The organism is Chlorobiota bacterium, from assembly GCA_016710285.1.
Taxonomy (GTDB): Bacteria; Bacteroidota; Ignavibacteria; order OLB7; family OLB7; genus OLB7.
On the sequence record JADJXR010000001.1, the window covers coordinates 952,738 to 976,179 of the forward strand.

Here is a 23,442-nt window from a genome sequence, read left to right on the forward strand (position 1 = left end):
TGCTGTTGTTAGATCACCACCAACGCCACCAATCCACCAACGCCAAACGCCACAACCCAGCTTCCGGCCCAGATGATAAGGCCTTCGCGGGTGCCGCGTTCTTTCAGCATCACCATCAGCGAGGCGATGCAGGGAACGAACAGGGTGATGGTGGTTAAGGCCACCACTACTTGCATCGGCGTTAGGGCCATGTCGTACAGCCCAGCCGCGCCAAAATCGCGGCGAACCAAGCCCATCACAAACGCTTGCGAGGCTTCGGCAGGGAGCTTCAGCCAGCCGGTGGTGATTGGGGCAAGAAGGTCCACCCAACGCTGCAACAACCCCGTGACCTGCAACACCGAAACCGCCAACGCGCCGATAAAAAACCACGGCGTTGCTTCTTTCATAAACGCCAACGTCTTCACCCACGTTTTTTGCAGCACGTTGCGCGGGCGCGGAAGCCGCATTGGCGGAAGGTCCAGCAACAACGGGGAGGAAGTCCCCGGAAGGGTTTTATCCAGCACCGTTCCAATGGCAATAAACACCGTCAGGATCACGGCAACATACACCAACGTGGCAGCGGTTCCGGCGGTGGCAAGCAGCGCGGCAATCACCGCAAGCTGGGCCGAGCAGGGAATGGCAAATTGAAGAATCGTGGTTGCGATTCGCTTCTCGCGGTCGGTCCCAAGAAGCCGCGTGGTGATGGTGGCCATTGTCACGCAGCCGAACCCCAGAATCAGCGGAATAATCGCCCGCCCGTTTAGGCCAATCATTGCCAACGCCCTGTCCACAAATGTTGCCAGCCGAGGCAAATACCCGGAATCCTCCAGCAGCGACAACGACAAGTAGAACCCCAGCACCAACGGCAGCAGCAGGAATAGCAGGTACGTCACCGTCATGGAGAACGCCCCGAACTCACCAAAGAAAATCACCGCCCACGGGCTGCTGAAATTGTAGCGAAGGTTGTTGGTTCCCCCTTCGCGGAAGTCGCTCATCTGCTTCAGCAGCGCGGGGTTTGCGTCGGTCCCTTCGGGAAAACTGAAGGTGCGTGTGGCAAGGGTTGTCTCCTCGCCGGCGGCATCTTCGCCAACTTTCTCCACAACGATTTCGGTTGCGGTCCATGCCGCAACGTGATCTTTCACCCAGGGTTCAAACATTCGGTTGCCGACGGTTCCTTCGGTAAAATCCACCACATCGCCGGCGATGAAGGTTCCAACAAACAAGTACAAGGCATACAGGATAACCGCAAGGAACGGGAACCCCAACCACGGCGAGGTGGCGTACCGCCCAAGCGTTGCGGAGATTGACCGTTTCTGCTCGGCCACCATCACCACTTTGTCCAGCAGGCGGTTCACGCGGTTGCGGCGTTCCACGTACAGAAGCTCCCGCTCATCGCCTGGGGGAACGCCATGCCGTTCGGCAATGATGGCATCCCCTTCCAGCACCATCAACGCTTCGGCTTGCGAACCAACGCGGTTCAGCAACTCATGCAGCCGGCGGTGAAGCCAGGGGTCCGAACTGCCAACGCAAGCCTGGGCGATATGCTCCTCCAGCCGTTCAAACCCGGCCTTGCGGATTGCCGTGGTGGGAAGCACCGGAACGCCCAACCGGTCCGAAAGCTCCTTGACGTTGATAGCTACGCCACGCGCAGCCGCTTCGTCCATCATGTTCAGGCAGACGACGATTTTCTTCCCCATGTCAATCAGCTGCAGCGTCAGGAACAGGTCCCGTTCCAGGTGGACGGCATCCACCACATTCAGGATCAGATCGCCTTCAAGGATGATGTCGCGCGCAACGCGTTCTTCGTCGTTGAATGAGCTAACGCCGTAAATGCCTGGGGTGTCGTACACGGCAAACTTGGGGTGGTCGCCATGCGAAACCTCAACCGTGGTGCCTGGGAAGTTGGAGACATCAACGTACAGCCCTGTCAGGTGATTGAAGAACATGGACTTGCCAACGTTCGGATTCCCAACAAGCACTAATCTCGTCTTTTCTTTTTCCAGAAACGTGGCTGCGCCGGTGTCGTGGTGGCGATGTTCGCGGTGGGGCAGGACTTCGGTGAGTTCATCAGGCGTAAGGTCGTTCATCTCAAGAATCAGTTGTCGGAAGTCGGTTAGAAAATTCTCAGCAGATCGGTGCGGAACCGTGGGCGGCATGGGGTCTTCCCTGCCAGGGAAGCGTTGGCGCGCTGGTGGGAAGGGGCATCAGCGATTGGCAGCTTCCCCCTCCTCCATGCTTACTTCAATCCCTTCTGCCAATGCCTTCCCGATTGCGATTTCTTGCCGGCCAATCTCGATAACAATGGTCCCCCCGGGAAGCCGTTGGCTGCATTGCAGGTGCGCGCCCAGGCAGATTCCAAGACGGATGCATTGCGACCGCAGCTCGGAATGTTCCGGCAGCGCAAGGATCACCCCACGATCCCCTTTGCGAAGGTTCACCAGCGGTACCGATTGGGAAAAGGACATATGTTCGGCAAGTAGGAAGGCATGGCAGCAGTTGTCTTGTTTATTCGGACTGAATCAACTTACGCCACCAGAATCACTTCGGCAAGGAATTGCACAACAAGGAAACTCCCTGTAATGGATTCCGGCAAGGGCGTATCTTGGCGGGCAATTTCGTTCCTTCGTTCAACCATGCACAATTTGCCCGCAACGATTCCCAACAACCAACTGCCGGAGATCGCCGTTGGTATCCTGAGCTTTAACCGCGCTGCCGAAACGCTGCAGACCATTGGCATCCTGCTGGAAAGCGACTATCCCGATGACCAGTTGCAAATCACCGTGATAGACAACGCCAGCAGCGACGGCACGCCCCAGATTATTCGCGAACAGTATGGAGATAGGGTGCAAGTGATTGAGCTTCCCACCAACCAGGGACCCGTTGCGCGCAATCGCCTGATGCTGACAAGCACCGCCCCTTTTATTTTCATGTTCGATGACGACAGCGCGCCGGAGCACCCGGGAACGCTTCGTGGAGTGGTGGAGTTCCTAACGGCCAACCCGCAGTTTGGCGCGCTCTGCTTTTACTGCTACAACGCTTTTTCCGGACTGCTGGAGTTTGGCGACCCCGCGCAGGTTGCCCGCCACCGATTGGAGAATGGTGGATTCGAGGCAGCGTTGGTGGTGGGGCCGGGGATGTGCTTCCGGCGCGAAGCAATCCAGCAAACCACTGGTTATGATGAGCGATTGTTTTGGGGAGGGGAAGAACATGGGCTGGCGTTGCTGTTGATGTACCATACCATTGCCACAGTCCTGCATCCGGACTACAGCGTGATCCATCGGCGTGCGCCCCGTGTCTTCACCCAGCAGCAAGTCTATCGTCTGGTTGCCCGCAATGACATGTGGAACTCCTTTCGCCACTTCCCCCTTCCGGTGGCATTGCTGGTGTACGAACTCCATATCGCCCGCTGGATGGTGATGTCGCTGCTGAAAGGAGGGATCAAGAACACCGCCGAAGTGTTCCGGGGAATGGCGGATGGGCTGAAAGGGATTGGCCCCGTGCTTGCCAACCGCAAGGTGATCCCCGTTCGCCGGCTGCTGCAACACTGGCGATGGCTGCTGGTGACCATGAACCTGCGCAGGGTGAAGTATGTTGTAAAGAAGGGGCAATAAGCCCCACGCCGCAACACTACCCCGACCCGACAACGCAGGTTCACAACACCCCCGCCTGCTGCGCCCTGGCAATCGCCTCAACCCGATTGCTGGCCTCCAGCTTATCTAACAGGTTGGCGATATGAGTTTTGATGGTGTTGACCGAAACGTACAGCCGCTCCCCAATCTCACGATTGGAAAACCCCTGCGCCATCAGCTGAAGAATCTCCAACTCACGATTGGTTAATGGGATGATCTCGCCATCGCCACGTTCCTCGGGGGTGGCGGCAAGGGGGGAAGCAACGCCACACGCAGCGCACACCGCATTCAAGTACGACTCGCGCACGTCGCCGCGCCGCCGCGGTGCCCGCCGGTGCTGGGTAAGCAGTTTCCCGATATCGTTGCGCAGCTCGGCAAAGGGCGCGATAAACCCTTCGGCCTCGCCACGCCGCAATGCTTCGCCAAGCTGCGCGAAGGCGCGCTCCTCCTCCCCATTAGCTTGGTGGATGATTGCCCGAACTGTGAGCAACCGCAGCACATAGGGGAGCAATCCACGCTCCTCGAACTCGGCCAACAATGGCTCCAGAAGTTCCTCGGCACGGGTGGTTTCGCCAATCAGAGTCAGGGCGCGGATATGGAACAGCTCCTCCAGCGATCGCATAAAGTAGTTGCGCTGCGGAAGCTGCTGGCTCCCTTCGCCAAAGAATCGTTCTATCCAAGCCCGAACCGCAGCGTGGTCCCGGCGGTGCAGGTCGCGCTCGGCCCGCATTAACTCCACAATGGAAACGAACCGCGCCGAGTAGGTGGGGAGTGTGATGGATTCATTGTCTGCAATCAGCCGCTCGGCAGTTTCCCAATCCCCCATCATCACGCTGATATAAAACATCCGCTTGTTCCCCTGGATCATAATCAACGGGCGGCGGTTGTCGTTCAAGATTCGCGATTCTTCGGTTGCTTGCCTTGCCTTCTCGAACTCCCCACGCTCGAAACAGACCTCTGCATGGATATCATGCTGAAGGGTCGCGCGCGAAAGCATAGCTGGCACGATGTTGATCGTCTGCTCGGCCTCCTCAATGGAAGCTGCCGCCGCGGTCAGCTCCCCCAGCCGAAGTTGCTCGCGGGCGCGGTCGCACAGGGCAATATACATGGCGTGGTAATCCTTGTTCCGGCTTGCATAGGCCACGCTACGCTGGAAGCACTCCATTGCCTTGCGGACGTTCCCTTCGGCGTGGTGCGCGTCCCCCTGCAGCACGTAGAATAAGCCGTGCGTTGTCAGCCACATGTAGCCGGGCATCCCGGGCTTGCGCTCCGGCACCAATCGGATTGCCTGCTCGGCGTGGTAAATCGTCTGGGCGGTGTTGTTCGACTCGCGCGCGATCACCGCCAGCAGGCTGTGCATCTGGCCCTGCAGCTCGTTCATCTCCTCCGTGCCGATTTCCCCCTCCATCGTGCCAATCAATTCCCCAAGGGCATCCATCATCTTGGCAGCGTGTTCAATCTGGTATCCAAAGGCATCGCCCCACCCTTGCATCATCAGGAGTTTTGGGCGCGACCGGATAGTGGAGGAAGGAAGCGCCTGAAGCACCTGCTCCAACAACCCCGTGGTCTCCGAAGGGAGCCGGGTCCAGAAGTGCTCGGCCACGGCGGCAATCACGCTGGCATCCCCGCATTGCACTGCGTGCCCAATGGCTTCGCGCAAAAAATCTTGCTGGGCAAACCACTCCGCTGCCCGCGCGTGGATATTCGCAACCTCCTCCGGCTGGCCTTTGATACGGTGCTGCAACAAGTCCGCAAACAAATGGTGGTAGCGATACCACTGGCGGCGGTTATCTAGGGAGATTAAGAACAGGTTTGCCCGTTCAAGTTCTTCCAACAATTCTGCCCCGTTGTCGGTGCCGGTTACGGCTTCGCACAGCGGGGCGCAGAAACGCTCTAGCAACGCCAGCTGCACCATCATTCGCTGGGTCCGTGGCGGCAGTTGGCGGATCACTTCCTCCAGCAAGTAATCCAGGATATACCGGTCCGCGCCGCTGAATTCGGCGATAAACGTGTCGGCATTGTGGCGGCCATGCAGGCTTAGCGCGGCCATTTGCATCCCGGCAACCCAGCCCTCCGTTTTTTGCTGAAGCAACGCAAGGTTCGCTTCCGACAACCCCAACTCCATCATCCCATTAAAAAATTGTCCTACCTCATCGGTGCTGAACCGCAGGTCCGCCGCACGAATCTCCAACAACTCGCCACGAACCCGAAACCGCGCCAACGGTATCGGCGGATCCACCCGCGTGGTGATGGCGATATGCAGCGTTTTTGGGGAGTGCTCCAGCAGAAACAGCAACGCCTCGTGGATTGCCGGTTGCTCAATCACATGGTAGTCATCGAATGCCAGAAGGAAGGGGTCGGAAATGGTGGAGATGTCGTTCAGCAGCGAGGTGAGGATTGCCTCAGGGTGCGGGGTTCGGCTGTGCTGCAACGCTTCCCGTGCGGTTTCCCCCACGTGCGGGTGGACCGTGGCCAATGCTTCGGTCAGGTAGGAAAAGAAGCGATGGAGATCGTTATCGGCACTGTCGAGCGAGACCCATGCCGTTGGGAATGCGGTGCGCTGGATCCACGCGCCAAGCAGCGTTGTTTTGCCAAACCCTGGCGGCGCGGAAATCATCGTCAGGCGGTGGCTGGGTAATCGGTCAATCAGCTTTCCTGCCTGCTCGCGCCGGATAATCCGTGGCTGCGGGCGGACGATAAACAGCTTGGTTTTTAGAAGCGACTGCAAAGGCGAAATCCAAAGTTGTTGATGTAGAAAAACGCCGGGGCAATGCGGCTCCATCCATCATGGTTGCTCCGCTCTGTTCCCCTGTGGGTGAATATACTGTTGGCACCCTAATTACCGCGCTTCCCCGTGGTTCCTTATGGCGATGTGGCCGCCAACGGCTCCGTTCGGGTGGCCACCCGAACGGGCCGTTTCACCACAATAATCGTCTGGCGGACAATGGGCGATTGCTCGGCCATTGCCAACCCCACATCTCCCCCCGCTGCGGTTGCGGCAGCGGAAGCCCCCCCAAAAACGGAACTCCGCTGGGTGCTGGGCTGCGCCGCCGTCATTGGATACTGGGCCATTGCTCTCTCGTGCATTTGCTCCCTCGCTTTGTTGATGTGTTAATGGAATCGGAATCGGCAACGGGGTGTGGTGATACCCCCTTGCATCGGGTTGGGGTGTTGCGTGGTGAACTCTCTTCCATACACGGCCTGGGGGTGGCTCTCTCTTTCTCTTTTTTTTCTCTCTCTATTTCTCTCTCTCTCAATCCCCCAGGCCGTTCTCTCTCTTTTTACTCTCTCTCTCCCTCTCTCTCGTTTGCTCTCTCTCGTATTTTTTCCTTTCGTTGTGATCGTGGGTGCGATTGGGGCAGATCATCCTTTTACTGCTCGGCCCATTTCACGTTGGCGAAGTGCCCATTGGTTAGGGTGATATGCTCCCCCGCTGCGTTGTAGGCAGTGAAGCTGAAGGTCCCGCTCAGCAGTTTTTTGGTTTCATCGTAGGCGGTGATCGTCAGGGTTCCGGTGGAGTTCGGGCGGTTGGTGGCAAACTCCGCGCCGTTGTACCGGCAAATCGCCACGTGCTCGGATCCCCCCAGCGAATAGGTTCCGGTGGCGGCTGCGCCAATGTTGAGCGTCAATTGGGTTCCGCCGCCGGACCCCACAACGGTCATCGCTGCCGGCGGAACAATTCTGGTGGCCGATGTGGTGGTCGCGTTCCAGTCCGTTCCATTAATTGCTGCCGACAGCATCCGCGTGGCGGTTGGGTCGTTGGGGTTTTCCTCATCCAAGCAACCCGTGAGCGTGGTGGCCGCAGCAAGCAGCACCGCTGCGGCTGCAAGAAAAGTGTGGTGGCGTTTCATTTGTGGTCTTCTCCTGTGTGGTTATTGGTTGTGTGTGCTCAATGTCGTGTCAGTTCTGTTCGGCAGCTTGGTCCTTCTCATCTTGTGGGATCACCGCAACCAGCCGCAACCCCAAGCGGTGGATGGTGGCAATCACGCCGTGCAGCGCCGATTGGTCTGGCAGAAATCCCGTAAGAAGCGTCCCTTCGGAGTCGGTGGATAGGGTCATTCCATTGAACCACTCCTCCCATTGCCGGTCCAGTTTCTCGCGAACGCGGATGGTGTATGTTTTGCCAGCGTGAAGCTCGTTGTTCATCGTTATCGGGTTGATGCTCTGTTCGGTGTTGATTGGCCAGCCGCTTCTGCCTGCCGGACGAATACAAACGTAGCCCCCAACAAGGGTGAGCCGCCTCGCCCAACAGGGTGAACCGATAGGATGATTTTTTTGGATGAGATTGGGTGGGGGTGATACGAGGAACGGTGAGACCTACCAACCCGCCAACGCAGCAGCCCCCTCCCCGCCTCCCCCAATTCTGGGGGAGGGGCCGGCAGAGGTGGCGTGAGGTCCAGAGAGAAAAAGATCAATAGCCAAACCCCTTTCCCCCCAGCATTGGGGGGAACGCTTCGTCGCTTGCGGCGAAGCAGGGGGGCGCGCTGGTATCCAGGCGAAGCCCCCGGCTCCCTTCACAAACAACGCCGAACCCATTACTTGCTCACAGACCAATGCTGAAACTTCCCCGCGCCTTCTTCCAACGCGATGCCCGCGTTGTTGCCCGCCAGCTGCTGGGCCACCGGCTTGTCACGGTGATTGATGGAGTACGAACCAGCGGCAGGATTATCGAAACGGAGGCGTACGTGGGCCAGGTGGATGCGGCAAGCCATTGCTACCGGGGGAAGACACCCCGCAACCAAGCAATGTTTTTGGATGGCGGCCATGCCTATGTCTATTTCATCTACGGGGTGCATCACTGCTTCAATGTGGTGACGGGGGAAGCGGAGGTGGGGCAAGGGGTGCTGGTGCGCGGCGTGGAGCCGGTTGAAGGAATCGAAGTGATGCGCCAGCGGCGGAATCAACGCGCCGGAACCAGCGCATCCGTTGCCAATGCCAATCTTGCCAACGGCCCGGGCAAACTCACCATCGCGCTGGGGATTGGCCCGGAACACAACGGGATTGACCTTCTGAACAACCCCCACATCTGGATTGAGCGCGACCGCCCCCTTGCCGACCATGAGGTTTCCGCAACCCCACGGATCGGCATCAACAAAGCAACAGAACTTGAATGGAGATGGGTCAGGAAGTGAGTGAAAAACAGGCGAGCACATACACCAGCCGCAGCGCGATTTCTAACCCCGCTGGCTTACGCTTGCTCAAGAACGTACAGCGGTGCCTCGCGGGGGCAGCCAAGCCGGAACGGAAGCCAATGGCCAACCCCGGCCGAGGTGTACAGATGCGAGTTCCCCCGCTGGTAATGCCCCCAGATGTAGTTGTTCGGGACAAGTGGCTCGATAATGCCACGCCCACCAAAACCGATCTGAACCCCTCCGTGATAATGCCCCGCCACCGTTAGCTCAATCCCCTCCTGCGCGGCCCTATCCCACCCTTCTGGGCGGTGGCTCATCAGGATATGGAAGGCATCGGAGGGCGCGCCTTGCAGCGTGGCATCCACCGTGCGTTGCAAAAACTGCGGGCGGTCCCGCTCCTTTCCGTTTCGCGCGGGGTCGTCGGCTCCGCCAATGAACAGCTGGCTTCCTTCCCCCACTCTCACCGCCGTTCCTTCCTCGCGCAGCAGCGGAATCGGGCTGCGGTCGAACGATTTCTGGACCGTTCCAATCCCCCGGTAGTATTCGTGGTTCCCCAGCGAGGCAAACGTGCCGTAGCGTGGTTTCAAGTCGGCAATCATCCGAAGCGCGGCGGGGAGTTCGTGAAGCTCGTCGGCAACGTCGCCGCTAACCAGCACAAGGTCGGGCCGGAACCGTTCGGCAGCAATCATGCATTCTTCAAGGTCTTTCATAAAAATGAAATACCCCAAATGGATATCGCTAAGGTGAAGGATGCGAAGCCCGCGAAGCTCCGCCGGAAGATTTGGATACCGAAGCGGAACCGTGGGGATATGGACCGCGCTCCAAGCATCGGCAAGCCCCCAAGCGTTGGCCGCCAGCAACGTCCCGGGAATAACCACCGCCCCTTTGGCCAGCAAGGACCGCCGCATTGGCGACGGAAGCGTTTCGGCAGAAGCCACCGCAGCAGGGGAAGCCGCAGCCGGAACAGATGTTGGCAGAGTTGCTGCGGGAGCTTTTGGCCGGGACCATTTTGCCGCAATCCACTTGGCCAACCGCTCAAGCGAAAGCACCGTTCCGCTGAATGGAAGGGCGATAAGCAACGCCAAGCCAGTGGTGATAAACATGATGGTCCCAACCGCAGCCGCCACCGACACCGCGAACAAATCCAACGAGTATCCCAAATACCACAGCCCCACAAACATCAGCCCAGCCAGCGGAAGCTGCCACGATAGCCGGCGCACCCAACGCACACCCCACCATTGCCGATGGAACGCCCAAAGCAGAAACACCGAAAGCCCCCACGACCCCGCCACCAACACCGCGCTACCGATTTGAAGAAAGTAGTTTTTCATTCCCGTTGTGATTGCATCCTTTGCCCCCCTATTGACTGATTTCCTTTGCCGTGATTGTTCGGGTCCACAGCTCCTTACCATCGCTGTCGAACATGGCGATCTTCATTGCCCGGTCGGTGCGCGGGCCGCTGAAACTGAGGGTGGCAAAATTGCGCTGGCCAACGTAGGTTCCTTCCACCCGCATGGTGTTCTCCTCTTCGGGATGGTTGTGCGCGCGTGAGGTCAGCGGGGAGACGGTGAGGTCGTACAGCGGCCAAAGCCCCGGGCGGTCCATTTTGGTTAGCTCGCTGTTGTGGCGGTCGCCGCTCAGGAATATCACCCCTTTGACTTTCTCGCGGGTGATGGCATCAATCAGCTTCTGCCGCTCCTCCGGGAAGGTGGCGTAGTTCTCCCATTTTGCCACTGGGTTCAGCACCTGCCCGCCAATCGCCACAATCTTGAAGGGTGCTTTGCTTGTGGCCAGCTGGTCCACCAACCACTCAATCTGCTGGTCCCCCAAAATTTGCCGGTCCCCGGTTTCCCGCGTGTTGGGCGTGCGATTCCAGCGGTTATCCAGCAGGAAGAAATCAACATCGCTCCATTGGAAGCTGGTGCAAATGCCGTCAACGTCGCGGGTTCCGTAGCTGGGGTTCCCCCAAAAGAGTTTGAAAGCATCCAGCGTGCTCTCCTTCTGGCGGAACCCGCGGTCGCTGTCGTTCGGGCCGTAATCGTGGTCGTCCCAGATTGCATAATTGTGGGCGCTGGCAATCAGCGGTTGCAACTCCGGCAGCGAGCGGGTGTGGGTGTAGCGGTGCAGAATCCCGCTGCGGCTTCCCCAATCGGCCTCGCGCAGGTAGGTGTTGTCCCCCAGCCAGAGCATCACATCGGGGCGCAGCCGGTGGATGCTGGTGTAGATCTGGTATCCGCCGCCGTACGGCTCCCCTGGGCGGTCGAACTCCGGCTCGTTCACGTAGGCGCAGCTTCCCAACGCCACGGTGAACGGCGGCGGGTCCTGGCGCCACTGCCACAGCGTTTGGGTTTGGAACTCCAATGGATACGGGCGATCCACCTTCGCCCCATTGACCAGCACCTCATACTGATACCGCTCCCCAGGCGTTAGCCCCTGGGCCGCAATGTGGGCGGTGAACGCTTCCTCGCTCACGGTGCGGACCTCCTTCGTGAGGAAGGTTTGGGCGGGATTCTTGGCCAGCCAGTACCGGAATTGGAGGGTGGCTTGGGCGGTGGTTTGCGCCCAGAGCATCACCTCGGTCATCTCCGAATAGCCGACCATCGGCCCGGATTGCAGAAGGCTTGGTTGCGCACGCAGCAACGGCGCAACCACAACAAACGCCAGAAGAAAGCGCGCAAGGTGGTTCATGGTTCCCATTGTTTATCCTTGGATTGTGGAAGGTTCGGCAAAGGTACGAGAGAAGCAGGAGGTTCGCGCATCCCCGAAGCACTCCCCCTCCAACGGAGGGGTGCCCGACAGGGCGGGGTGGGTTCGGGGGAACGAGCGAACGAGCGGCGGATTCCGCTCGTCACCGAGGCTTGCTGATCCTGAGATTCGGGAAGCGACGCTCGGTTCGCGGGTGTCCCCGCCGAAGGCTAAAGACCTTCGGCTACCTTCCCCCGATCCCCGTCCCGCAAACGCTCCCGAAGCGTTCCCCCTCCAACGGAGGGGTGCCCGACAGGGCGGGGTGGGTTCGGGGGAACGAGCGAACGGGCGGCGGATTCCGCTCGTCACCGAGGCTTGCTGATCCTGAGATTCGGGAAGCGACGCTCGGTTCGCAGGTGTCCCCGCCGAAGGCTAAAGACCTTCGGCTACCCCGACTTTGTCGGGAGGGCTACCCAAGTTTCCAAAAAAAAATCTGCGCTCGTTTGGGCGAATGTCGAAATTGCTGGTGGCCGTTCGTTGTATCGGTGGAAGGGGAGCAATCGCTTGCGGGAATCTGCGGCCCCTTGCTCCCCAAATCAACATCAAAAACCAACCTAATCGTAGGAGAACCACAATGCGCTGCATGTTGCTGATGAAAGCCACCAAAGAATCGGAAGCAGGAGTTATCCCAGGCCCAGAAATTTTTGCGGCAATGGATGCGTTCAACGGAGAAATGATCAAAGCCGGCGTGATGCTTGGCGGCGAAGGGCTGCACCCAAGCTCTGCCGGGGCGCGCCTGAAGTTCGGAAGCGGGAAACCGGTGGTGGTGGATGGCCCCTTTGCCGAAACCAAAGAACTTCTTGCCGGATTCTGGATCCTGCAGGTGAAATCCTTTGAGGAAGCAATCGAATGGGCATCGCGATGCCCCGGGCACGACGGCCCCGAGGAGTTCGAGATTGAGGTCCGCCGCATCTTCGATCTTTCCGATTTCCCACAAGAAGTGATTGATGCCGTTCCGAACGAACGGGAGTATCTTGCCCAACAAGCCAAAAACGCCAGCGGCAACACCCCATAACCCTTTCCACGAACTCCAGACCAGCAACCATGGCTTCCGCCGTTCACCGCACAATCGAGGCCCTTTGGAGGATTGAATCGGCATCCATCATCGCCACGGTGGCGCGGATGACCGGAGATGTGGGAATTGCCGAGGACCTTGTGCAGGAAGCCTTTGTCACCGCCATCGAACGATGGTCGCAGTCGGGCCTCCCGGAAAAACCGGGGGCCTGGCTGATGACCGCCGCAAAACACCGCGCCATTGACCTGATCCGCCGCAACAAACTTCTGGATGAAAAGCACCAAGAGCTTGGGCAGCGACTGCTTGATGAACAGCAGTTTGCCGTGGCCGATTTTTCCGACACGTTCGCCAGCCAGATGGATGCCCCAATCGAGGATGACCTTCTGCGGCTGATCTTTATCGCCTGCCACCCGGTGCTTTCCACCGAAGCACAAACCGCGCTGACGCTGCGGCTGCTTGGCGGGCTTTCCACCCAGGAGATTGCTCACGCTTTTTTGGTCCCCGAGGCAACAATCGCCCAGCGGATTGTGCGGGCCAAACGGACCCTTGCCGCGGCAAACGTTCCGTTCGAGCTTCCCCACACCAGCCAGCTGGCCCCGCGATTGTCGGCAGTGCTTCGGGTGCTGTACCTGATTTTCAACGAAGGCTACGCCGCCACCAGCGGCGAAGATTGGATACGCCCTTCCCTTTGCGAGGAGGCACTCCGGCTTGGCCGCATCCTTGCCGAGCTGCTGCCAGGCGAATCGGAGGTCCACGGGCTGGTGGCGTTGATGGAGTTGCAGGCCTCCAGAATGCGAGCGCGGGTTGGCCCCACCGGCCAGCCAATTTTGCTGATGGAGCAGGACCGAGCGCGGTGGGATCACCTTTTGGTGCAGCGTGGCCTTGCACGGCTGGAACGCGCTGCTTCGCTGGGGAATGCTTTTGGTCCATACTCCATCCAGGCCGCCATTGCCGCCTGCCACGCACGCGCCCGCTTGCCGGAAGAAACCGACTGGCAGCAGATTGCCGCATTGTACGATGCCCTTGCGCAGATTCTTCCTTCGCCGGTGGTGGAGCTGAACCGTGCGGTTGCCGTCGCCATGGCGTTTGGGCCGGCGGCGGGGTTGGAGATTGTGGATGATTTGATGCAGGAGCGATCGCTGGCGAATTATCACCTTCTGCCAAGCGTGCGTGGCGACCTGTTGGCAAAACTTGGCCGGCTTCCCGAAGCCCGCATCGAGTTCGAGCGTGCCGCCACGATGACCCAAAACCAACGGGAACAACAACTGCTTCTTGCCCGAGCAGCAGAGTGTGGAAAGCGGGAAGAGACCGAGGGCTAAAAACCTTTTATCAATCCCGACGAAGGTCGGCTACCCCACAAACGCTCCCGAAGCGTTCCCCCTCCAACGGAGGGGTGCCCGACAGGGCGGGGTGGGTTCGGGGAATCCACCAAACACGCGGCGGGTTCCGTTGGCCAACGAAGCCTGCTGATCCTGAGATTCGGAAATGGATGCTCGGTTCGCGGGTATCCCCAACCCACCCCCCCCGCCCCCTCCCAAGAGGGGGAGCAACGCACAAGGCCAACGCACGGAGTTGCGCACGGTTCCTCCCGATAGCTAACTCCGAAGGCTAAAAACCTTTTATCAATCCAAGCAATTTCACCGCTGGCATTCCACCCAATACTCTCCCTCGTTCGGAAGCAGGTTCACCATCAACTCTGCGCCGGTTGCCACTTGCCGATGATACTCCACGCCCCCTTGCCGAACGCGCACCTGCTTGCCAACCCACACTTCGGGAATATCAATCAGCAGGGTCAGCGTGTGGTTGAATCGGTCGTTCGGCAGATTGTCGCGCAGCAGAAGCCGCAGCGCGGTGGGGTCCGCGCCAGCGGATTCCGTAACCGGTTGGATTGCGACGGTGGCCGCCGCCCGCTCCCGTGCGTACAACGTGACGGCACTGATGGACCCCGCCCAGAAATCGTGCGATGCAATGGCGGCAATATCCGCCTCAAAATCTTTCACCCGGTAGGTTCCCCCCGGGCCATCGCCGATCTCATGGTAAGTAGTGACCAGCCACGACGAACGCCGCAGGTTTTCATCCAAGAAAGGGATAAGCTCGCTGGTGTTGTGGATGGTGATTCCAGATTGGGCGTGTTCCTCATCGAGCATAATCAGCGAAGGGAGCGCGTACCAGTCAGCGGGTTCGGAAACCGTATCGGGCATAATCCAGGGGTTGGCGTGGGAGGATGAGGTGAACAACCGCCCGCATAAAAATCCCGCATCGGCAAGGGCTTGGCGGGTCTCCTGCTGGTGCCCGTATCCCCCTGGATAGGCGTATGCTACCGGATGCAATCCCATCCCCTCCATCATCCGGTAGCACTCCGAAAAGGAAGCCCGCGCGCTGTCGTAGGAAAGGGTGTCGTGGTCAATGTGCCAATGCCCATGCCCAAAAAAGCGGTGGCCTTGCGGCATCAATACTTGGCGCACAAACGCCCTGCGGGTTGCGTTCCAGATGCAGGTTCCTGCGTCCAGGTCCATCTGAATTCCGTGCTGCTGGCAGAGTGCAAGAACGTGCTCCTGCTGTTCAACGGGGGTTGCGTCCCAGCCGTGGTCGTAAGTCAGCGAAATGGCGGCCCGGTGGTTGTTGTGCCACTTCGCTATCTTGGCCGATAGCGGTTTCGGTGCCACAGAATTGATAGGGGAAGAAGGGGGGGAAGCCGCGCCGCATCCGGCAAGGAGTACGCAACCGAGCAGATAGGCGCGGGAGCAAAGGGTCAATCGCATGGTGTGCCTCTTTCTCTCTGAGGGGGAAACCGTGAAGTATGAGAAAGCAGGGATGCCAAACATAGCACAAATGGGATGAACAATATCCCCAAAGATTTCCCTTTCGGCTCCCCCCCCCTCTTTGATACTTGGCTTGGGGGAATCTCACGTGAACCATCTACCATCGGCCAAAAGCAATGGAGCTACAATCAATGGGGCAGCACACACTACTGAACGGGCAAGTTCTTCTGATTCGCGAAGCCGTTCCCGAGGACGCAGCGGCGGTGTTGGAGTACGTCAACACCGTTAGTGGCGAGACCGATTTCTTGGGGTTTGGTGGTGGCGAATTTGAATTAACCGAAGCCGAAGAAGCTGAGGTTTTTCGCCGGTTTCACGATGCCGATAACCAACTCTATCTGGTGGGATTGATTGGCGAAACAGTTGTTGCCATCATCAATTTCTCGGGTGGGAAACGGAAGCGGGTGCGGCATTGTGGCGAGTTTGGGATGTCGGTTCGGAAAGCATACTGGGGGTTGGGGATTGGTGGCGCGATGCTGGATTCGCTGGTTGCGTGGGCAGATGAGTCCGGGGTGGTGACCAAGATCAACTTGCGCGTCAGGGCCGATAACGAGCGTGCAATCCGGCTGTACAATCGCAAAGGATTTATCCACGAAGGAACCTTGCGGAATGACGTGCAGATTGATGGAGCCTACCATCACTCCCATATCATGGGGCTGATTATCGGCGGCACCGAGAAGGGATAGTCGGAGGCTACGCTTGTTTCCCCAACACCCCTATCTCCACTTCCCACCCCTCCGCTTCCGATGCCGGAAGCAGTGCGCCGAATCGTTCCACCAAGCTGCTGGCGTAGGGGGTCACTTCCCGCTGCACCAGCCAGCGCAGCCACTGACGGATTCCTTCCTGGGCCACCGGAAGCAACCGCTGCTGGATTGGATAGGCACGCTCCCCCATCCATTCCACCGCAAGCAGCAGTGCGCGGAACTGCAGAAGATCAAGGACTTCCACAATCTCCATTTCCAGTTTTTCCACCATCTGCTCTTCTATCACAGGGGTGAGTTCTGCCGAATCAAAAACATCGGCAATCACCCGATAGGGGTCGCGGGGGTCGGGCGAGGGTGGCTCCATTTGCTGGATACGGCCAACGTCGCGCTGGGCGGTGGCGAAGTATTGCAGCACCTTCTTGTTGGCTTTGTTTTGCACATCGGGAAGGAGCCGCTCAACCGCCACCACATCCTCGATGTTGTACGCCAAAATCGCTGTTTGGGCAAGGGCGGTCTCAAGGGCCATGTTGGGAAGGCTTGGGGGGACATTCCGCAGCAGGTTGTTGGCTTGTTCAATCATCGTTTCCAGCGATTCCCCCAGCATCCCCAATGCTGCCACCAGCGTTCCGGTGGTGCTGATAAGATGAGTGTACAACTGGTGTTTTTGCATCCTGGGTATCACCTCATCCAAAATTGCAATCCCCGCTTTTGCATCCCCTTGCATCACCAGCAGATGCCCTTTTGTGGAGAGTAGAGCCGATGGCAACGGACCGAAGGACTCCAGCCGCGCAAGTGACTGCAATCGCTTTGCGAACTCGGCTTGGGAACGGCGCACAAACATCACAAAGGGGAGCGTCTCGGCGTACTCCTCAAGCTCCACCGGGTTGTGCAAATCCAGCGACTCCAGCACGGCCTCCAGATGCTGCGCCGCCCAGTATATGGCCGAATAATGGCGGCATCGCCGACCCAACGACAACAGTGCAACAAGCGTGATTCTTAATCCGGTTGGATACGCTCCACCCGCGTGCTGCTGCAACTGCTGGGCCTCGGTCAGCAAGTCCTTCACGGCATCCAGCAGCAGTTCGGGTTGGTAAAACGCAAGGTTCCGTGCCGTTGCCGATTTCCCCGCAAGCTGGTAATGGCGCAGCGCAGGGGGAAGGTTCTCCGATGCGGTGAGTTGCTGGAGTTCGGCAAGCTCTTCCCCGTAGGCTTGCACATCGGGAATCCGCGCGCTGCGTTCCATCTTCAACATCACAAAGGAGATTCGGGCCTCGATCAGTGCCTCGTCATCGTCGCCTTCGCAGATGGTGTTCAGGGCCTGAATCAGCCGCCCGGCGGCGCGCAACGGAGTTTCCGAAAGCATCCAGTCGTCGGAAGCATATGCTGCTCCCAAGTAGGAATAGATCCCTTGCAACGCTTCCAGCAACTCCGCTTTGCCAAACTGTTCAACATCGGAAGCATGGACAAGCAAGGAGAACGGGATGGTGGAGTAGAGCGGAAGCTCGGAAGCAACCACACGCAACAACGCTGCGGTATTGGCCGCGGCCTCGCTAAGAAGCTCACGGTGCATCACCGTATGCGAAAACGACAGCAAAGAACATGGAGGAACAGTTGTCGGAACCAGCGAGATATGAGCCGAAGAAGCAACCGAAAGAAGGCCACGATCTTGGCATTCTTGGAGTAGCTGCTCGGCCTCCGGAATGGCAATGCGTGCGGCCTCGGTGGAGAACACTTCACCCAATGTTGCCAGCGTTTGCAGCCGTCGCAACTCCACTGCCGGAAGGTGCTGGGTGATTGTGCCGGAAATGGAACGCGTGCTGTCGGCAAACGATTCCTGCATCGAAGGGAGCTGCACGCTGACCTCCATCCGCTGTGGCAAAACGGTGGCCTGGATGGCCTGGCTGTTTAGCGCACGCAGCAACCCCGAACGAATCACCAGCGGATTGCCAAGCGTGGTGGCGGTAATCGAGTCAATGATGGCGGCTTGTGGCTGCTGGGCGAACAGCTGATGCCAAAGCGAGACGATCTCCTTTTCCCGCAATCCCTCCAGCATGATGGTGGTGTCCAGATGCCCCTGCAACGATTCCATTGCTCCCAACGGCAACGGGCGTGCCAAGCACAGCACTGGCAACCGCACCGCGCCAAGCAACCCCAACAGCAACGCCAGCTGCTGGATTCCATCCTCTTTTAGCAAATGGATATCCTCCAGCACCAGAAGGAGCCGGGTGTTCGATGCAATGGCGGCAATCGCATCGGCCAGATCATGGGGGGTGCGCCAAGCAAGGGGTGGGTGCGAATATCCCGGTTGGTCCCCAACGCTATGCTCAAGCGCACGGGCAACCGCACGCACCAGCGATGTTGATGCGTGCGGGGTGAAACGGATATGCGCCCGCGTGCAATCGTCGCCAAGCTCCGCAAAGAACCGCTCAAGCAAAGTGCTTTTGCCAACGCCAGCCTCGCCAACCACAAGCCCAACGCGCAACTGCCGCTGCGTGTTCTGCCAAAACCGGCGTAGCTCCGCAAGCTGGGCATCGCGCCCAACAAACGGCAGCTTCGCATGGTGGATAAGGTTGGATAAAGGAGTTCGATGCATAGCGTGTTCTTACGGTAGTTTCTGCCTATGCCTTGTGCGGCTTACTACCCTTTCCCGCAGCATTGCAGAATTATAGCGGTAGCTGTCTAATTCTTGCCTGCCCTTCGGTGACACTGATTAGTGCGCCTCGTTCGATTGCTTCGCCGTGCAATCGCAATATCTCGTTCAAATAACGGCGAATATTATCCGGTCGCATATTTCGCAACCGGAAAATGATCACACTGGGCCACTGCGTCCCCCCTATAGCAACCAACTCGGCAAAGTCTAAATCATGCGTCAATAAAACGCAATGCTCTTCTCGCGCCTTGCTCAGGATATCACGATCAGGTAATCGTTCTAATCCTTCCTCCGCTATGTGGCGGCAATCGTACCCTTGTGCGCGCAGGTCGGCACAGACGTGCGGCGACACCCCCATATCCACAAGAAATTTCATGCTGCCGGGCGAAGTTGGACGATGCTATCTTCGGCAAGCAACGCCGCGTACTGCAATGACTGCTGGATATCTTCCGGCTCCACGTATGGGTAGGCTTCAACAACCTCGGCCACCGTCATGCCATTGGCAATCAGGGTAAGGATCAGCGAGACGGTTATCCGCATTCCACGGATGCAGGCGCGCCCCCCCATGATGTCAGGGGAAAACGTGATTCGATCAAGTTCGTTCATCGGAGTATTGGAAACGTATGGTTGATGTTCTTACCGATAAATCTCCCCCCCCAATTCCACAAACTCCTTCGCTTTTTCTTCCATGCCAATCTCGATTGCTTTCCCTTCGGTTACGCCGTGCGTTTGGGCGTACTCGCGAACGTCTTGCGTGATCTTCATGGAGCAGAAGTGTGGCCCGCACATCGAGCAGAAATGCGCCACCTTTGCGGAATCCTTTGGCAGCGTTTCGTCGTGGTACTCAACGGCGCGTTCGGGGTCCAGGCCAAGGTTGAACTGGTCCTCCCAGCGGAACTCGAACCGCGCCTTGCTTAGCGCGTTGTCGCGCCGTTGCGCGCCCGGGTGGCCCTTTGCCAAATCGGCGGCGTGGGCGGCAATCTTGTAGGCGATAATCCCTTCGCGCACGTCCTGCTTGTTCGGCAAGCCCAGGTGCTCCTTCGGGGTGACGTAGCACAGCATCGCCGTGCCGAACCACCCAATCATCGCCGCCCCAATCGCGCTGGTGATGTGGTCGTATCCCGGGGCAATGTCGGTGGTTAGCGGGCCAAGCGTGTAAAATGGAGCTTCGTGGCACACCTCCAACTGCTTCTCCATATTCTCCTTAATCATCTGCATCGGCACGTGGCCCGGGCCTTCAATCATCACCTGGCAATCATGCTCCCAAGCAATTTTTGTTAGCTCGCCAAGCGTTTCAAGTTCGGCAAATTGGGCTGCGTCGTTTGCGTCGGCAATGCTTCCCGGGCGCAGCCCGTCGCCCAGCGAGAAGCTGACATCGTAGGCGCGCATGATCTGGCAGATTTCGTCGAAGTGGGTGTACAGGAAACTCTCCTTGTGGTGGGCCAAGCACCACTTCGCCATGATTGATCCCCCCCGCGAAACGATCCCCGTAACGCGCCGCGCGGTAAGCGGAACGTAGGCCAAACGCACGCCGGCATGGATGGTGAAATAATCAACCCCTTGCTCGGCCTGCTCAATCAACGTGTCGCGGAAAATCTCCCACGTAAGCTCCTCGGCCTTGCCGTGAACTTTCTCCAACGCTTGGTAAATCGGCACGGTCCCGATTGGGACGGGCGAGTTGCGCAAAATCCACTCCCGCGTTTCGTGGATATTTTTTCCGGTGGAAAGGTCCATCACCGTGTCGCCCCCCCAACGGATTCCCCACGTCATCTTCTCCACCTCTTCCTGGATGGAGCTGGTTACTGCGCTGTTCCCCAAATTGCAGTTGATTTTCACCAAGAAATTCCGCCCGATAATCATCGGTTCAAGCTCGGGGTGGTTGATGTTTGCGGGGATGATTGCCCGCCCGCGTGCAACCTCGCTCCGCACAAACTCCGGCGTGATGGCGTTGGGAATGCTTGCGCCAAAGGATTGCCCTGGATGCTGCGCCAGCAACCGTTCGTCGCGCAATTCTTGCAGCCGCAGATTCTCCCGAATCGCCACATACTCCATCTCCGGCGTGATGATCCCGCGCTTGGCGTAATGCATCTGGGTGACGTTCATCCCCGGCTTGGCGCGGCGCGGCTGGCGGATATGCTCAAACCGCAGATGCTCGGTTTTGCCGTCGCTCATCCGCGCGCGTGAGTAGTGGCTGCTAAATTCGGGAAGCAGTTCGGTGTCGCCACGTTCGGCAATCCAACCGCCACGCACATCGGGTAACCCTTGCTTCAGGTCAATCGCGACGTTGGGGTCCGTGTATGGGCCGCTGGTGTCGTACACGGTGATTGGCGGGTTCGGCTCGGTGCCGAACATTGCTGGGGTGTCGTGCTGGCTAATCTCCCGCATCGGCACGCGGATATCGGGCCGGCTTCCCTCAACATAAATCTTCCGCGAACGTGGGAACTGCGGGACGGAGGTTGCGGATTCGGCGGCGTTGCCGTTGGCTGGTGTATTCATGGCTATGATTGATTAATCGGTTGCTGCGTGCGTTGTTTCGCGATTGCCGCCTGCGTGTGATTTCTACCCAAATAAAAGATTCGGCGGCGGGGAAGGAAGGTGACGGAATCATGGCGTGCCAACCAGAAAGAAAGCACCGCCGGCCTCCCTTCGCCGGTGCAAACCGGATCAGGTTCAAAGGGTATCATCTCAGTCCAGCAACGATTGCCGGACACCCCTGGCAGCTTGTTCGGGCGCAATATCCGGCATTCAGCCGTGGGATGCAATGGGCGCGGGGGAAATCGAACCTTCTGCAACTTTCCCCCCCGCAGCAGAACGACCCCAAACCACTATTTTTGCCCCGAACATCATTCAAAAATTTATCCAATTCCACCATGCTACTCCACGAACTCAACGAGCAATACATCCGGCTGCACTCCGCAAAAGAGGAAGCCTTCTGGGCCGAAAAAATGGGACTGAAAGAATCGGTCCCGGGTGACTTCGAGGCAAAGGAGATTCAGCTGCAAGCGTTCATCACCGATGCCGCCATGCTCCCGAAACTCCGCGCCGAACTGGAGCGGAGCGACCTTACCCCGGAAGAACGCACAGGCCTGGAAGGATGGGTCCGGTTCTTCCAAGCAAACGCAATCGAAAGCGCAGAGGCAAAGGCGCTGGCCGCAAAAATTGTGGAGATGGAAGGGGAGCTGAACCGCGTACGCGGCGGGATGGAGCTTGGCTACACCGACCCCGACACCGGCCAGTTTATTGCGGCCAACTCGCTGCAGCTGAACCTGCTGGTGCAGACCTCACCCAACGAAGCAAAACGCCGCGCCGCGTGGGAAGGGCTTCGCTCGATTGAGCCGTTCGTGCTGTCGCATGGGTTCATCGAGGTGGTGAAGGAGCGGAACCGGCTGGCGCGGATGCTTGGCTACGAAGATTACTACGACTACAAAGTCACCCTGAACGAGGGCTTCTCCAAACGGAAATTATTCGAGTTGTTGGATGAGCTTGAGCGCGACACCCGCGATGCCTGCCAGCGTTCGATTGACGGGCTGGCCGAACAGGCCGGGGCGGCGGCGTTCCAGGGGTGGAATTTCGACTATCTCACCAGCGGCGATTTAACCAGCGCGGTTGACCCGTACCACCGTTTCGGCGACGCGTTGAACCGGTGGGGGCGTTCATTTGCGGCAATGGGGGTGCGCTACGGCGGCGCAACAATGCAGCTGGACCTGGTAAGCCGCCCCACCAAGCACGACAACGGGTTCATGCACGGCCCCTTCCCCTGCTACGTTGACCGCGGCACGTTTCTTCCGGCGCGGATCAACTTCACGGCCAACGCGGTCCCGGGCCAAACCGGAAGCGGCGAGCGGGCAATGAACACCCTGCTGCACGAAGGGGGGCACGCCGCCCACTTTGCGAACATCACCATGCCGGCCCCATGTTTCTCGCAGGAGTTCACGCCAACATCGGTGGCGTATGCCGAGACGCAATCCATGTTTATGGACAGCCTGATGGAGGACCCCGACTGGATGAGCCGCTACGCCCACGATGCCGATGGCAACCCAATGCCGCGCACGCTGATGATGGAGTTGCTGGCAAAAAACCACCGGTTCCGCGCCTTCCAGATTCGCCGGATTATGGTGGTGAGCTACGGCGAGCGCGCCATTTACGAAATGCCGGAAGCGGAGCTTACTCCGGCCAATATCGTATCGGCACTGCGCCAGGCCGAGCGGCAGATTTTGCTGCTGAACGATTCCCCACGGCCAATTCTTTCGGTGCCCCATTTGTTGGCTGGCGAGGCATCGGCCTACTACCACGGCTACGTGTTGGCCGAAATGGCGGTGGCGCAAACCCGCGATTTCTTCCTGCGCCGCGACGGGCACTTGCTGGACAATCCCAACATCGGCCCAGATCTTGCAAAGGGATATTGGAATCCGGGGAACTCACGCTCGTTTCTTGACTTGGTGCACCAGATGACCGGGGAGCCGTTTTCGGCGCGGGCGATTGTGGCGCAGGTGAACCGCTCGATGGAAGAAGCCACTGCCGAGGCCGAACGGATGATTGCTGCCGAGCCGTCAATCCCAAAACATACCGGGGCGATTGATTTGGATGCCACCATCTCCATCGTCCATGGCGACACGCTGGTGGCCAGCACCCAGCGCGAAGGATCGTTCGAGGCGATGAGCCAGAAATTTGCGGAGTGGATCCACCACGCCGAAACCGCAACCAACTAAGCCAAGCAAACAACGCTGGCATTTGGGGAAGCTGATAGCCCCCAACGCCAACTCCGGAAC

The 23,442-nt window shown here is 58.8% G+C and carries 19 protein-coding genes and 1 riboswitch; of the genes, 6 read left to right on the forward strand and 13 right to left on the reverse strand.

Annotated elements, in window-relative coordinates; translation table 11 throughout:
- Window positions 1-8: 8 nt before the first annotated feature.
- Window positions 9-2,066, reverse strand: a complete 2,058-nt coding sequence (locus IPM61_03385) for a ferrous iron transporter B (protein MBK8910348.1) — start codon at window positions 2,064-2,066, stop codon at window positions 9-11.
- Window positions 2,067-2,183: 117 nt separating this feature from the next.
- On the reverse strand, window positions 2,184-2,444 hold the full coding sequence (locus IPM61_03390) for a ferrous iron transport protein A (protein MBK8910349.1): 261 nt from the start codon (window positions 2,442-2,444) through the stop codon (window positions 2,184-2,186).
- A 168-nt stretch (window positions 2,445-2,612) separates the two neighbouring features.
- Here IPM61_03390 and IPM61_03395 point away from each other — a divergent pair, with 168 nt between their 5' ends.
- Entirely contained in the window at window positions 2,613-3,590 is a 978-nt protein-coding gene (locus IPM61_03395; protein ID MBK8910350.1) for a glycosyltransferase, read from the forward strand.
- A gap of 40 nt (window positions 3,591-3,630) precedes the next feature.
- On the opposite strand, the gene IPM61_03400 is transcribed toward IPM61_03395, so the two are convergent.
- The 4 genes from IPM61_03400 to IPM61_03415 all read right to left on the reverse strand — a co-directional run bounded on the left by IPM61_03400 (window position 3,631) and on the right by IPM61_03415 (window position 7,754).
- Window positions 3,631-6,336 carry a hypothetical protein gene (locus IPM61_03400; GenBank protein ID MBK8910351.1) on the reverse strand — a complete coding sequence of 902 codons (2,706 nt, stop codon included), beginning with the start codon at window positions 6,334-6,336 and terminating at the stop codon, window positions 3,631-3,633.
- Between the two features lie 134 nt (window positions 6,337-6,470).
- Window positions 6,471-6,695: a hypothetical protein gene (locus tag IPM61_03405; GenBank protein MBK8910352.1), complete on the reverse strand. Its 225-nt coding sequence runs from the start codon at window positions 6,693-6,695 to the stop codon at window positions 6,471-6,473.
- 284 nt (window positions 6,696-6,979) lie between these two features.
- Complete coding sequence (locus tag IPM61_03410) at window positions 6,980-7,459, reverse strand: hypothetical protein (protein MBK8910353.1); 480 nt, start codon at window positions 7,457-7,459, stop codon at window positions 6,980-6,982.
- Between the two features lie 49 nt (window positions 7,460-7,508).
- On the reverse strand, window positions 7,509-7,754 hold the full coding sequence (locus IPM61_03415; GenBank protein ID MBK8910354.1) for a hypothetical protein: 246 nt from the start codon (window positions 7,752-7,754) through the stop codon (window positions 7,509-7,511).
- A gap of 407 nt (window positions 7,755-8,161) precedes the next feature.
- Here IPM61_03415 and IPM61_03420 point away from each other — a divergent pair, with 407 nt between their 5' ends.
- On the forward strand, window positions 8,162-8,740 hold the full coding sequence (locus tag IPM61_03420) for a DNA-3-methyladenine glycosylase (protein MBK8910355.1): 579 nt from the start codon (window positions 8,162-8,164) through the stop codon (window positions 8,738-8,740).
- Between the two features lie 56 nt (window positions 8,741-8,796).
- Here IPM61_03420 and IPM61_03425 read toward each other — a convergent pair whose 3' ends face one another.
- Both IPM61_03425 and IPM61_03430 read right to left on the reverse strand, forming a co-directional pair.
- Window positions 8,797-10,071, reverse strand: a complete 1,275-nt coding sequence (locus tag IPM61_03425; protein MBK8910356.1) for a metallophosphoesterase — start codon at window positions 10,069-10,071, stop codon at window positions 8,797-8,799.
- A gap of 28 nt (window positions 10,072-10,099) precedes the next feature.
- Window positions 10,100-11,428, reverse strand: coding sequence for an alkaline phosphatase D family protein (locus IPM61_03430; protein ID MBK8910357.1), 1,329 nt, complete (start codon window positions 11,426-11,428; stop codon window positions 10,100-10,102).
- A 631-nt stretch (window positions 11,429-12,059) separates the two neighbouring features.
- Here IPM61_03430 and IPM61_03435 point away from each other — a divergent pair.
- Both IPM61_03435 and IPM61_03440 read left to right on the forward strand, forming a co-directional pair.
- On the forward strand, window positions 12,060-12,500 hold the full coding sequence (locus tag IPM61_03435; protein MBK8910358.1) for a YciI family protein: 441 nt from the start codon (window positions 12,060-12,062) through the stop codon (window positions 12,498-12,500).
- Window positions 12,501-12,529: 29 nt separating this feature from the next.
- Window positions 12,530-13,819 carry an RNA polymerase sigma factor gene (locus tag IPM61_03440; protein ID MBK8910359.1) on the forward strand — a complete coding sequence of 430 codons (1,290 nt, stop codon included), beginning with the start codon at window positions 12,530-12,532 and terminating at the stop codon, window positions 13,817-13,819.
- A 318-nt stretch (window positions 13,820-14,137) separates the two neighbouring features.
- On the opposite strand, the gene IPM61_03445 is transcribed toward IPM61_03440, so the two are convergent.
- Window positions 14,138-15,166 (reverse strand): polysaccharide deacetylase family protein, encoded by a 1,029-nt coding sequence (locus IPM61_03445; GenBank protein MBK8910360.1) that lies wholly within the window; start codon window positions 15,164-15,166, stop codon window positions 14,138-14,140.
- Window positions 15,167-15,438: 272 nt separating this feature from the next.
- Here IPM61_03445 and IPM61_03450 point away from each other — a divergent pair, with 272 nt between their 5' ends.
- Window positions 15,439-16,005, forward strand: a complete 567-nt coding sequence (locus tag IPM61_03450) for a GNAT family N-acetyltransferase (protein MBK8910361.1) — start codon at window positions 15,439-15,441, stop codon at window positions 16,003-16,005.
- 7 nt (window positions 16,006-16,012) lie between these two features.
- On the opposite strand, the gene IPM61_03455 is transcribed toward IPM61_03450, so the two are convergent.
- From IPM61_03455 to thiC, 4 genes are all read right to left on the reverse strand, one after another.
- Window positions 16,013-18,616, reverse strand: a complete 2,604-nt coding sequence (locus IPM61_03455) for an ATP-binding protein (GenBank protein ID MBK8910362.1) — start codon at window positions 18,614-18,616, stop codon at window positions 16,013-16,015.
- Window positions 18,617-18,686: 70 nt separating this feature from the next.
- Window positions 18,687-19,049: a DUF5615 family PIN-like protein gene (locus tag IPM61_03460; GenBank protein MBK8910363.1), complete on the reverse strand. Its 363-nt coding sequence runs from the start codon at window positions 19,047-19,049 to the stop codon at window positions 18,687-18,689.
- Window positions 19,046-19,279, reverse strand: a complete 234-nt coding sequence (locus IPM61_03465) for a DUF433 domain-containing protein (GenBank protein ID MBK8910364.1) — start codon at window positions 19,277-19,279, stop codon at window positions 19,046-19,048. The genes IPM61_03460 and IPM61_03465 overlap by 4 nt, the downstream gene beginning before the upstream one ends.
- 30 nt (window positions 19,280-19,309) lie before the next feature.
- Window positions 19,310-21,169, reverse strand: coding sequence for a phosphomethylpyrimidine synthase ThiC (gene thiC, locus IPM61_03470; GenBank protein ID MBK8910365.1), 1,860 nt, complete (start codon window positions 21,167-21,169; stop codon window positions 19,310-19,312).
- 128 nt (window positions 21,170-21,297) lie between these two features.
- Window positions 21,298-21,398, reverse strand: a riboswitch (TPP riboswitch).
- Window positions 21,399-21,543: 145 nt separating this feature from the next.
- Between thiC and IPM61_03475 the strand changes: the two genes are divergently transcribed.
- Window positions 21,544-23,382, forward strand: a complete 1,839-nt coding sequence (locus tag IPM61_03475) for a peptidase M3 (protein ID MBK8910366.1) — start codon at window positions 21,544-21,546, stop codon at window positions 23,380-23,382.
- Window positions 23,383-23,442 lie beyond the last annotated feature (60 nt).